Source organism: Arthrobacter sp. Bi83 (genome assembly GCF_918698095.1).
Classification (GTDB): Bacteria; Actinomycetota; Actinomycetes; order Actinomycetales; family Micrococcaceae; genus Arthrobacter.
Window position 1 is genome coordinate 1 of the sequence record NZ_CAKKLY010000003.1, and the last position, 11,355, is coordinate 11,355.

At 65.0% G+C, this 11,355-nt stretch carries 10 protein-coding genes; 5 read left to right on the forward strand and 5 right to left on the reverse strand.

Annotation, left to right across the window (positions count from 1 at the left end; genetic code table 11):
- Positions 1-144: 144 nt before the first annotated feature.
- Both LQ144_RS02880 and LQ144_RS02885 read left to right on the forward strand, forming a co-directional pair.
- A complete protein-coding gene (locus LQ144_RS02880) occupies positions 145-858 on the forward strand; it encodes an alkaline phosphatase family protein (protein WP_290369703.1) in 714 nt (237 codons plus the stop codon).
- 144 nt (positions 859-1,002) lie between these two features.
- Positions 1,003-1,857 (forward strand): SDR family NAD(P)-dependent oxidoreductase, encoded by an 855-nt coding sequence (locus LQ144_RS02885; RefSeq protein WP_230117058.1) that lies wholly within the window; start codon positions 1,003-1,005, stop codon positions 1,855-1,857.
- 57 nt (positions 1,858-1,914) lie between these two features.
- Here LQ144_RS02885 and LQ144_RS02890 read toward each other — a convergent pair whose 3' ends face one another.
- Positions 1,915-2,448 (reverse strand): hypothetical protein, encoded by a 534-nt coding sequence (locus LQ144_RS02890; protein WP_230117059.1) that lies wholly within the window; start codon positions 2,446-2,448, stop codon positions 1,915-1,917.
- 62 nt (positions 2,449-2,510) lie between these two features.
- The gene (locus LQ144_RS02895) at positions 2,511-2,696 is read right to left on the reverse strand and encodes a hypothetical protein (protein ID WP_230117060.1); all 186 of its coding nucleotides are present in this window, start codon (positions 2,694-2,696) and stop codon (positions 2,511-2,513) included.
- Positions 2,697-2,902: 206 nt separating this feature from the next.
- Here LQ144_RS02895 and LQ144_RS02900 point away from each other — a divergent pair, with 206 nt between their 5' ends.
- On the forward strand, positions 2,903-3,202 hold the full coding sequence (locus LQ144_RS02900; protein ID WP_230117061.1) for an excalibur calcium-binding domain-containing protein: 300 nt from the start codon (positions 2,903-2,905) through the stop codon (positions 3,200-3,202).
- An 86-nt stretch (positions 3,203-3,288) separates the two neighbouring features.
- Here LQ144_RS02900 and LQ144_RS02905 read toward each other — a convergent pair whose 3' ends face one another.
- Positions 3,289-5,445, reverse strand: coding sequence for an EAL domain-containing protein (locus tag LQ144_RS02905; RefSeq protein WP_230117062.1), 2,157 nt, complete (start codon positions 5,443-5,445; stop codon positions 3,289-3,291).
- Between the two features lie 154 nt (positions 5,446-5,599).
- Between LQ144_RS02905 and LQ144_RS02910 the strand changes: the two genes are divergently transcribed.
- Together LQ144_RS02910 and LQ144_RS02915 are read left to right on the forward strand one after the other, a co-directional pair.
- A complete protein-coding gene (locus LQ144_RS02910) occupies positions 5,600-6,853 on the forward strand; it encodes a plasmid pRiA4b ORF-3 family protein (RefSeq protein ID WP_230117063.1) in 1,254 nt (417 codons plus the stop codon).
- Positions 6,854-6,932: 79 nt separating this feature from the next.
- Positions 6,933-8,273, forward strand: coding sequence for an alpha-amylase family glycosyl hydrolase (locus LQ144_RS02915; RefSeq protein ID WP_230117064.1), 1,341 nt, complete (start codon positions 6,933-6,935; stop codon positions 8,271-8,273).
- 330 nt (positions 8,274-8,603) lie between these two features.
- Here LQ144_RS02915 and LQ144_RS02920 read toward each other — a convergent pair whose 3' ends face one another.
- Together LQ144_RS02920 and LQ144_RS02925 are read right to left on the reverse strand one after the other, a co-directional pair.
- Positions 8,604-9,998 (reverse strand): UDP-glucose/GDP-mannose dehydrogenase family protein, encoded by a 1,395-nt coding sequence (locus LQ144_RS02920; RefSeq protein ID WP_230117065.1) that lies wholly within the window; start codon positions 9,996-9,998, stop codon positions 8,604-8,606.
- On the reverse strand, positions 9,995-11,221 hold the full coding sequence (locus tag LQ144_RS02925; RefSeq protein ID WP_230117066.1) for a glycosyltransferase family 1 protein: 1,227 nt from the start codon (positions 11,219-11,221) through the stop codon (positions 9,995-9,997). Before LQ144_RS02925 ends, LQ144_RS02920 begins: the two co-directional genes overlap by 4 nt.
- Between the last annotated feature and the right edge of the window lie 134 nt (positions 11,222-11,355).

An 11,355-nucleotide genomic window follows, 5' to 3' on the forward strand; every position in this document is an offset into this window, starting at 1 on the left:
CCGCCGCCCCCGCCACCACCACCTCCGGCAACAAATGCCTGCGGACAGACGGCAGCACCGCCGGCGACATACGACCATGTCATCTGGGTGCTCTTCGAGAACAAGACGTACTCGCAGGTCATCGGGAGCGCCAACGCGCCGTACATGACACAAACCGCCAGGCTGTGTGCCTCAGTGTCCACCTGGAGTGACGCGGGACTAGGCTTGCCGTCGCTACCAAGCTATCTGGCCATGACATCCGGGAGCACCCAGGGCGTCACGTCAGACTCCAATCCGAGCGGCCTGCCACCGATAACAGCCGACAACATCTTCCGGCAAGTGAGGGCTTCGGGCCAGTCGCAGAAGAGCTATATGGAAGACATGCCATCGAACTGCAGACTGAGTGCGTCCGGCCTGTACGCGGAACGGCACAACCCCGAAATTTACTACCAGGGACCGGGGGACAGAACCGCCTGTGCCTCCAACAACGTGCCCATGGGTACCACGACTTCGGGAAACCTTGCCGGGGACCTCGCCAACAACACCCTGCCGGCTTTCTCCTTCCTCACCCCGAACGTCTGCAATGACATGCATGACTGCAGCATCGCTACCGGCGACACCTGGCTTTCCAGATGGCTGCCCATCATCCTGGCCAGCCAGAGCTACCAGGCAGGACGTACCGCCGTATTTGTGCTTTTCGACGAAGACACGCCCCTCCCCAATTTCGTCGTGGCACCGTCGGTGGTCACGGGCACGGTTGTGCAGGGCTCCTACAGCCACTACTCGTTGTTGCGATCAACCGAGGAAATGCTGGGGATCGGCCCGAAATTGCTCAATGCTGGCAACGCGCTTAGCCTGAGGGGGCCGTTGAATATATAGTCATCTCACATTCTCAGTGCCCGTTGAAATACCCGACATCCGGCCGCGGAACATAACCCGGCCGGATGTCGTTGTGTGAGCGGGATGTGGGGCAGGTATTCCAGGTTCCCCGCACGTTCAACCACCGACGTCAAAGGACAATTCATGCCCCAGCGCACCATCGTCATCACCGGAGCCAGCGACGGTATCGGCGCAGCAGCCGCGCGGAACCTGGCGAAGGCAGGCGAGCGGATCGTCGTCGTCGGCCGTTCTCCCGAAAAGACCAAGGCGGTGGCCGCCGGGCTGGGAGCCGATTACTTCATCAGCGACTTCGCCGAGCTGTCGCAGGTGCGTGACCTGGCCACCGCGCTGAAGGAAAAGTACGCGCGGATTGATGTGCTGGTCAACAACGCCGGCGGCATCATGGGCCAGCGCGAGCTCACCGTGGATGGCTACGAGAAGACCTTCCAAATCAACCACCTGGCCCCGTTCCTGCTTACCACTGAACTCATGGACGTGCTGGTGGCCAGCAGCGCAACGGTCATCAACACCGCCAGTGGCGCCAACGCGTTCGGGAACCTTGATCTGGCCGACCTCCAATCCGCCCGGAAGTACTCGACGAACCGCGCTTACGGCACGGCCAAACTCGCGAACATCCTGTTCACGTCGGAGCTGCAGAACCGCTTCGGCGCGGCAGGAATTTCGACGGCGGCCTTCCATCCCGGCGTTGTCGCCACCAACTTCGCCGCGGACTCGACCAGCTGGATGCGGCACGCCTACAAGACATTCCTCAACCGCTTCCTGCTGACTTCAGAACAGGGCGCCGACACGCTGGTGTGGCTCGCCACGTCAACCCCCGGCCAGGACTGGGTGCCCGGTGCGTACTACGCCAAGCGGGCCTTGGCGAAGGCCAACAAACAGGCGTACGACGCTGAGATCGCGCGGGAGCTGTGGGACCGGAGCGCGGAGATGGTCAAGGCAGAGGAGCCCGTGGAGAGGCCTGAGCTCGACCGCCGGTAGCCGCTGATCGAGCTTGTCGAGATCCAGGGTTTCGACAGGCCCAACCAGTGGCCGGGGTCAGCCCTCGCAGCCGTAGCCGTCGTGGTTGCCGTCCAACCGGTAGATATCAGTGCCAACGACCTGGACCGGTCCCTGCACGTAGGCGGGGCCGTTGCCGCTGCCCCCTGAACAGTCGACGTCTGATGCGATGGGCACGCATTCGCCCGAGTAGTTAGGGTCGCAGTCCGATGCCGCCGGCCCCGGAGGCGCTACCAGCGCCTGCTGGGCAGCCTGTTCCGCCGCGGCCTGGGCGGCGGCTGCATCCCGTGCAGCTCGAGCCTCGGCAGCTCGCTGCGACGCAACTCGGGCGGCCGCGGCAGCTTTCTTTGCCGCAGCCTTTTCGGCTGCCAGCTTCGCGGCCTTGTCGGCCGCAGCCTTCGCTGCGGCCTTGGCAGCGGCAACTTTCGTGGCAGCGGCCTTGGCCTTGGCAGCTTTGGCTAAAACGTCCGCAGCCCGCTGGTCCGTGACGGCTTTGGAGGCGGATGCTTCGAGCCACACGAGCTGGCCGGAGGCGTCCTTGGTGCAGATGAAGGCCTCCGACGACTGCGGCATCTGGTCCTTTTCTGACGCACACGGGGTCATTGCCAGCGTGCTCTCTGAAGGAGTTTCCGTGGCTACCTGCGGCTGCCAGTGCCACCGTTGGCCAGAACGCTGCTGCTGGCCGCCGCTCCATTGCCACAGGCGGTCACTGTCAGCAGCAGCAGCAGGCTTGGCAGGGCCAGCCATTTGACGCGTGCGCGGGCAGCTGGTCCGTCGAGGAAAGCGCTTTTGCGCGCGCTGAAGTACTGGCTCGTGTTCATTGATGCCCCATTAATTCACAAGGTGTGCGCAGTGTGAGGCGAGCGTAGCACCGGCCGATCCGTCGTCAATGGTTCCTCGAAATATGACACGGCTGATGCAAGTATTTCGTTCTGCCAGCGCTGAAGGAGCGCCGGCATGGGATAGCATTCCTCTAGCTCCCGCCGACCAGTGGCCGGAGGCGTTTTTCAATGGGGGAGTCATTCTTATGAGCGTGAAGATAATTCTCGTGGCAACTGTGGCGGCCGCGGGCCTGCTGTTGACTGTTTCCGTGCCGGCAAATGCTGCCCCGGCACCGAGGTCGTACAAGAACTGCACTGAACTCAACCGCGTCTATCCCCACGGTGTGGGCAGGAAGGGCGCCCGGGACCGGACCTCCGGCAGACCAGTCACTAACTTCACGGTCAATAACACTGTTTACGCGTACAACGACGGTGCACCGAAGCGCTATCTCCGCGAATACGACCTTGACCGCGACAACGACGGCATCTCCTGCGAGAAGCGGTAATTGCTCGGGCGCTCGTGGAGTTGAGACTTTGCTGATCGAGCTTGTCGAGATCCAGGGTTTCGGCAGCCTCAACCGGCGGCCTGCCCTCACCGCTTGAGCCGGAGCTCCTCCAGCGCGTCGATGGCGTCCGCCGAGCGCAGGATGGCGAGTTCCAGTCCTGTCTCGGGTTCCGGGTGGGAGAACAGGTAGCCCTGCATAGAATCGCAGCGCAGGTCCGTCAGATAGGCGGCCTGGGCTGCCGTCTCGACGCCTTCCGCCGTGACGGTCAGGCCCAGGCTGTGGGCCATGTTGATCATGGAACTGAGAATCGGCAGCTTCTCCGCGCCCGTTCGGATCATGGAGACAAAGGACCGGTCAATCTTCACGGCGTCCACGGGCAGGTCCTGAAGCCGGCCCAGCGATGAATAGCCGGTTCCAAAGTCATCCAGCGCCACCCTCACACCCGCCCGGCGCAGGCAGCCCAACTGCTCGATGACGTGCTCATCGGGGTCGAAGAACACACTCTCCGTGACTTCTAGCACGAGCTGCCTGGCGTCCATGCCGCAGGATTCCGCAAGGCAGAGCACACCATCGGCGAAGTCGCGCTCCTTCAACTGCGTTCCGGAAACGTTCACCGCCAGGGAGTGTCTGGGGTCGCCGGCGAGCCAGGGCCGCAGCTGGGTGAAGCTTTCCTGCAGCATATGCGTGCCGATGGCGGACATCAGCCCGCTGCGCTCCGCCGCCGGAATGAACAGCGACGGCGGGATCCTCTCCCCGTCCCGGTCCCACCGGGCAAGCGCCTCGAACTGGGTCACGGATTCAAGCAGAGGTGACACAATGGGCTGGAAGTTGACCGTGAGCTCGCCGTTGTCCACGGCGAGCCGCAGGCCGGCCTCCATGTCAGTCCGCTGGACTAGCGCCGTCATCATCTCAGGTTCAAACCGCATGTAGCGGTTCTTGCCGGCAGCCTTCGCCGCATACATGGCCACGTCTGCGTGGCGCAGCAGCTCCGAAGCGACTACAGCATCCTGGCTCATTGAAGCGAGTCCCAGGCTCAGGCTGGGCCGCAGCATGGCCCCCTCGATCCATACCGGCACATTCAGGGATTCCACAATGCACGCCGCCACCGACTCTGCGTCCTGCGAACCCGTCAGGAGCACCACGAATTCGTCGCCGCCGAGACGGGCCACAGTGTCCTCGGACCCAACGCAGGACCGCAAACGCCGGGCCACCTCGATCAGCATCTGGTCCCCGGCGTGGTGGCCCAGAATGTCGTTGACCTCCTTGAAGTCGTCCAGATCCAGGAGAAGGACGTCGACGGCGGCACTGCACTCGCCGTGCAGGGCCTCGGTCAGCTGGTCGTGGAACAGCTTGCGGTTGGCCAGCCCGGTCAACGGGTCCTGGAACGCCATCGCCTTGAGCTGGGCCGCCTGCGCGGCAAGGTCCGATAACGCCTGCCGGGCCTGCTCCTGCGCTTTGCGCCGCGGTGTGACATCGCGGAAGCTCCACACCCGGCCAACTACCTGGTGGTCAACCTTCTGCGGACGCGAATACCGCTCGAACGTTCGCCCGTCAATGAACTCAAGGACGTCGTGGCTTTCAGCGGTGGGATGGGTGTAGAGCTCATGCACCTTGTCCAGAAACGTCGCGGGGTCTGAGAGCTGACCCAGCACGAACCCCATCACAGCCTCGTCGTCATGCGTGGCCAACAGCTCACGCGGAATTCCCCACATGGACACAAACTGATCGTTGAGGCCGGCGATTTGGCCGTCCGAGCCCACCACCAGGATGCCGTCGGCCGTCGACTCCAATGTGGCGCTGAGCAACGACATTGCCTCCCGCAACCCGGCGTCGGCCTCCTTGCGGTGCGCTGTGGTTCGTACGGCCACGGTCATGGAAGCGCCCTGCTCCGAGCCGAGCAGGGAACAGGCCACCTCGCCCTGGAACTCTGTGCCGTCGCGGCGGAGGCCATAGGTCTCAAACGGATGGTGGCCCGCGGCGCCGTCGGCCGTTCCGTGCCCGCGGCGGAGGCTGGCGAAGAGCCGCTCGAAGCCGTCGCGAAAACCTTCAGCAAGGATGAAGCGGTGATTCTGGCCGACCAGCTCCTGCCGGGTATACCCAAACATGTTTTCCGCCGCGGTGTTGGCCAAGCTGATGACGCCGTCCTCGGCGATGACCAGCACGGCGTCCGGAAGCGCATCGAAGATTGCCTGGTAGTGCGGACGCGGATCCTCATGCTGCTCGGGCCGCAAAGGAGCATCCATTAACCGACCACCGTGTGAGACCACGAATCCTTCATTGAGTGCCAACCCCCTTGGGGAAATCATAGAGGGCTGACCTGACAGGCTCTACCCCGCGGTGTCCGCCAGCCAATCAACCGGAGCATCCGACCCGGCACCCTCTGGCAAAATAGCCAGCATGGAACCAGCCGGCACTGTCCCAGCCTACGATCTCCGCATCAGCATCCGGGGCACCGAACCACTTATCTGGCGCCGGTTGCACGTCCCGGAGACCATTACTGTTCCCGAACTTCACAGCGCCATCCAGGTGGCCTTCGGCTGGGAGGACCGGCACCTCTACGCCATCACCGCCGTCGACCGCCACGGCAGTTACCGAAGCATCATGGGACCTAGTGAAGCGGCAGAGGACACCGACGCGGAGCCCGCGTCCGGCGTCGTGCTCTTTGAACTGGCGGACACCCGCAATCCTGGCCCCGCGAAACTGGAGTACGAGTATGACTTCGGTGACTCATGGATCCACGAAGTCGAAGTCCTGGGTGAGGCCTCGGTACCGGCCTGCACCATGATTTGTGTCGAGGGCGCCAACCGCGGCCCGGTGGAGGACGCCGGCGGAATCGGCGGATACCGGCGGCTGATCGAAGTCCTGGCCGATCCGGGCCACCACGATCATCAGGAGATGGCGGCCCGGTACAAGTTCGCGACCGGTGACGGTGGCGGCACGTTTAACCCCTCATTTGTGGACTTGGCCGACATCAACAGGCGGCTTCGCGCGCTGAGCCGGAAAATGTGGCCGGAACCGCTTTCCGACGCTGAACTCAGTGCCGTGCTCCGTCCCGTCCTCTGGTTGCTTGGCCAGATGCCTCCGGCCGGTCTGGAACTCACCAAGGACGGCTACCTCAAACCGGCCGTGGTCCGGCAGACGATGGATGAGCTCGGGTGGGAGTATAGGTGGCCGGGAAAAGCGAACCGCGAGGTCCAGACGTTGCCCGTTCTGCGTCTCCGTGAACAGCTGCAGGCGTGGAAGCTCATCAGGAAGCTGAAAGGGCGCCTTCACCTGACGCCTGCGGCTCGAAAAATGCACGACGGCGGGCGGCCACTTTGGGACTACATCGTCGAGCGAGTGGCTTTCCCGAAAGAAGACGCCATGAGATTGGTGACCGCACTCGTGGTCCAGTGGATGATCGACGGTTCCACGCCGGCGGGGGACAGGCGCGAGCGGATCATTGCCGATTCGCTGGAGCGAGCGGGGTTCCCGATGACTTCCGGAAACTCCGTCCCTCTTGACTTGGCCCAGGATCTTTACCTTGACATCCGGTGGACGCTGGAATGTCTCGACCTGGTTCATCCCGAGCCGCGCTGGACCAAGCCGCCTGTGCTCACTGACGGCGGACTGAAGTTCCTGCTCCAAGTCGAGTCGCTTCTGGGTGACTAGGGGGCGCCGTCCCGCCGGAAGTGTTCCCATTCTTGTCAGAACCTCAGGGTATGTTTGGGCTTTGACGGAAGGATTCCTTATGACCGAGCCCGAATGGGTCCAGCACGCCATCTGGTGGCAGGTGTATCCGCTCGGCTTCGTCGGGGCCGAACCCGGGATGGCCCCGGAACAACCGGTGACCCACCGCCTCGGGCAGCTGCTCCCGTGGCTTGACTATGTGGTGGAGCTCGGGGCGTCCGGGCTGGCGCTCGGTCCCGTCTTTTCGTCGGAATCGCACGGATACGACACCACGGACTACTACACCATCGACCCCCGCCTGGGCGACGACGCCGACTTTGACGAACTGATTGCGCAGGCGCACGCGCGGGGTCTCAAGGTCCTGCTCGACGGCGTCTTCAACCACACCGGCCGCAGCTTCGAGCCGTTCCAGCGCGTTCTCGCCGAAGGCCCGCAGGCAGCCACGGCCTCCTGGTTCCGGCTGACATGGCCGGACTCCGCCTGGTCCCCGGGGAGCGAGCCAGAGTACGAAGACTTCGAGGGCCACCATCACCTAGTGGCGCTGAACCACGAAGAACCCGAGGTCGCCCACTTCGTCACGGACGTGATGAAGCACTGGCTCGGCCGCGGCGCCGACGGGTGGCGCCTCGACGCGGCGTACGCGGTCCCGCCGTCGTTCTGGAAGCCTGTCCTGGCGGAGGTACGGCGCGAGTATCCGGAGGCGTATTTCCTCGGCGAGTACATTCACGGGGACTACGCGGCGGAAGTGCGCGCGAGCACCCTGGATTCGGTCACGCAGTATGAACTCTGGAAGGCCATCTGGAGCTCACTCAACGACGGTAACTTTTACGAGCTCGCGGCGGCACTGGAACGGCACAACAGGTTCCTCGATACCTTTGTGCCCCTGACCTTCGTAGGGAACCACGACGTCACCCGCATCGCGAGCAAGCTGGAGAATCCGGACCTGCTGCCGCTCGCCCTCACCGTACTCCTGACAATCGGGGGAACGCCTTCCATCTACTACGGCGACGAGCAGGCATTCCGCGGCGTCAAGGAGGACAGAGCCGGGGGAGACGACGCCGTCCGGCCGGCTTTCCCCGCCGCGCCCTCGGATCTGGCAACGGTGGGGCGGCCCGTCTACCACGTGCACCAGGAACTGATCAGCCTCCGCCGGCGCCACCCGTGGCTGCACGGCGCGCACACCGAGGTTCTGACCCTCAGCAACGAGCACCTTGTTTTCGAAGCCCGCGCCAACGGCGGCGCCCTGGTCGTGGCCCTGAACCTGTCCGGTGAACCGGCCCGACTGGCTGTGCCCAAGCCGGCTACAGGGTTGCTGGCAGGCCGGGGCGAGAAACAGCCAGGCAGGGACGCTGTGAGTCTGCCGGCTTATGGGTGGGCGGTGCTGGGCACCTCCGGTGCATGAGCAACGCCGCTGGTTGAGCTTGTCGAAACCGGCTGTCCCTTGATCTCGACAGGCTCGATCAGCGGGTCTGGCCGCCGCTGGTTGAGCTTGTCGAAACCGGCTGTCCCTTGATCTCGACAGGCTCGATCAGCGGGTCTGGCCGCCGCTGGTTGAGCTTGTCGAAACCGGCTGTCCCTTGATCTCGACAGGCTCGATCAGCGGGTCTGGCCGCCGCTGGTTGAGCTTGTCGAAACCGGCTGTCCCTTGATCTCGACAGGCTCGATCAGCGGGTCTGGCCGCCGCTGGTTGAGCTTGTCGAAACCGGCTGTCCCTTGATCTCGACAGGCTCGATCAGCGGGTCTGGCTGCCGCTGGTTGAGCTTGTCGAAACCGGCGCCGCAACCGGCCGGGCGTTCGTCCCCAGCCCGCGCACTGTCCAGCCTTCCGCTTCCCAAGCCGCAGCGTCCAGCACGTTGCGTGCGTCCAGCACCGTCCGCCGTCGTACCAGCTGCCCAACGAGGGCCGGCGACATGGTGCGGTACTGGTCCCACTCGGTCAGCAACAGCACCAGTTCGGCACCCTCCAGCGCCCGCCCAGGAGCTGACTCGAAGCGCAGCTGCGGGTAGCGCATCCACGCGTTGTTGATGGCCTTGGGGTCCGTCACCGTCACGTGCGCCCCGGCCGCAGCGAGTTGGAGGGCGACGTCCAGGGCGGGGGAGTCGCGGATGTCGTCAGTGTCCGGCTTGAACGCGGCGCCCAGCACGGTCACCGTCCGCCCGGCCAGGTGCCCGTCGCAGAGGTCACGGGCGAGGTGCACCGTCCGGCTCCGCTGCCCAGTGTTGATGGAATCCACCAGCCCCATCCAGTCGCTCACCGCACCAACGCCCAGTGAAGAAGCCTGCGTCTTGAGGCTACGGATATCCTTCGGAAGACAGCCGCCGCCGAACCCCAGACCCGCGTGCAGATACCGGTTCCCGATACGCGGATCAAGGCCCATCGCCTCGCTGAGCTCGCTCACGTCAGCGCCGGAGGCATCACACAACTCGGACATCGCGTTGATGAAGCTGACCTTCGTGGCCAGGTACGCGTTCGACGCCGATTTGATCAGTTCCGCCGTGGCGAAGTTGCAGACCAGCCTCGGAATGCCAGCGCACAGCAGCGGCTCGTAGACGGCATCCAGCACGGCGGTCACACCCCGCGCAATTCCGCTCCCTCGCGCGAAGGCGGATTCCTTGCCGCCCGCCACGCCGTACACGAGCCGGTCCGGCACCAGCGTGTCCTTTACCGCGGTTCCCTGTCGCAGGAACTCCGGGTTCCAGCCGAGCAGGACGTCAGGCCGGCGGGCGAGCATCTTGCCGAGCATGTCGACGGTGCCCACGGGCACGGTCGATTTACCGACGACGGCGGCACCGCGGCCCAGGTGCGGAAGGAGCGTTCGGGTGGCGGAGACCAGGTAGCTGAGGTCGGCGCCGTCGGAGGTTTTGGACTGCGGGGTGCCCACGCAGAGGAAGTGGACCCGGGCGTCTGCGGCGTCGGCGAAGTCCGTGGAGAAGGTGAGCCGGCCGGTGGTGCGGCCGTCGCTGAGGAGCTCGTCCAGCCCAGGCTCGAAGAAGGGCGCGGTGCCCCTGGCGAGATGGTCCACCTTGGCGGGGTCGACGTCGATCCCCACCACGGTGTGGCCCATCGAGGCGAGAGTGGCGGCGTGCACGGCGCCGAGGTAGCCGCAGCCGATCACGGAGATTTTCACAGGGCGGCTCCTTCGGTGCTGCGGGCGGGGTTGGTGCGGAGGGCCTCGGGATCGAGACGCTCAACCGGCGGGAGGTTGTAGATTTCGCTGGTAGGGCCCGTCGAAACCGGTGTGCCGGCGATGACTGCCTTGTAATGCCGGACCAGTTCCGCGCTGAGCGCCGGCCACGTCCGGCCCTGGACCGAAGCGTGCGCCGCCGCCGCGAACGCACGGCGCTTGGCGTCGTCGCCCATCAGGTCCACGACGTGCCGGCGCAGTCCGGCCAGATCGCCGGGTTCGTACAGCCACCCGGTGCGGGAGTTCTCCACTAGATCCAGCGGCCCGCCGCGGCCTGTGGCCACCACCGGCACACCCGATGCCATGGCCTCCTGGATGGTCTGGCAGAACGTCTCGAACTCGCCCGGATGCACGAACAGGTCGAAGGATGCCACCGCCCGGGCCAGCTCCTCGCCGCCGAGGAACCCCGCGAACACGGCACCGGGAAGAGCCTCTTCCAGGGCGGCACGCTGCGGCCCGTCACCCACAACGACCAGCCGGGTGCCGGGGATGTCGGCCAGCACCGCCAGGTCCTCCACCTGCTTCTCGATGGCCAGCCTGCCCACATAGCCGATGATCCGTTCACCGCCGGGAGCCACGGAAGCCCGCCAGCCGTCGTCGCGCTTTTCTGGCGAGAACCGCGCGGTATCCACACCGCGCCGCCACATGTCCACCCGCGGAATCCCGCGGCCGCGCAACTGGTTCAGCGCGAAAGTGGAGGGCGCCAGCGTCCGGGAGGCCAGCAGGTGAATGTTCTCCACCCGGTTCCACGCCCAGTTCTCGAGGAAGGGGACCCCGTACCGCGCCGCGTAGCTGGGAACCTCGGTCTGGTAAATCGCCACACTCGGGATGCCGAGCTGTTGCGCCGCCTGCGCTGCCCGCCAGCCGAGTACAAACGGTGACGCCAGGTGGACCACGTCCGGTGCGTAATCGGCAAGGATTCTCTTGACCCGGTTCACACCGCCCAGCGCCACTCGGAGATTCGTGTACCCGGCCAGCGGGACGGAGGGGAGCCGGTGCACAAACGCGCCGTAAACAACGTCCAGAACATCTGTGTCCGACGTCGACGGCGCAATCACCATCACCTCGTCTCCCCGCTCCTGCAGATGCTCCAGCACCCGCAGGATGGAGTGCGTAACCCCGTTCATCAGCGGCAGGAAAGATTCAGCGACTATTGCGATCCTCACCCCTCCACGGTGTGCCCGGCGTCTGACGTTGCGGGGGAGGCGGTGTGACGGTAAGGGGAAGGTTGGGTTAACAGGAGGGCCAGAGTTTCGACGGGCTCAACCGGCGGGCGACCGGGGTTTCGACGGGCTCAACC

Coding starts and splice junctions, on each gene's coding strand:
- LQ144_RS02895 (WP_230117060.1), bottom strand. CDS start 2,696: ATGAACACGAGCCAGTACTTCAGCGCGCGCAAAAGCGCTTTCCTCGAC.
- LQ144_RS02905 (WP_230117062.1), bottom strand. CDS start 5,445: ATGGATGCTCCTTTGCGGCCCGAGCAGCATGAGGATCCGCGTCCGCAC.
- LQ144_RS02900 (WP_230117061.1), top strand. CDS start 2,903: ATGAGCGTGAAGATAATTCTCGTGGCAACTGTGGCGGCCGCGGGCCTG.
- LQ144_RS02885 (WP_230117058.1), top strand. CDS start 1,003: ATGCCCCAGCGCACCATCGTCATCACCGGAGCCAGCGACGGTATCGGC.
- LQ144_RS02880 (WP_290369703.1), top strand. CDS start 145: ATGACACAAACCGCCAGGCTGTGTGCCTCAGTGTCCACCTGGAGTGAC.
- LQ144_RS02915 (WP_230117064.1), top strand. CDS start 6,933: ATGACCGAGCCCGAATGGGTCCAGCACGCCATCTGGTGGCAGGTGTAT.
- LQ144_RS02890 (WP_230117059.1), bottom strand. CDS start 2,448: ATGCCGCAGTCGTCGGAGGCCTTCATCTGCACCAAGGACGCCTCCGGC.
- LQ144_RS02910 (WP_230117063.1), top strand. CDS start 5,600: ATGGAACCAGCCGGCACTGTCCCAGCCTACGATCTCCGCATCAGCATC.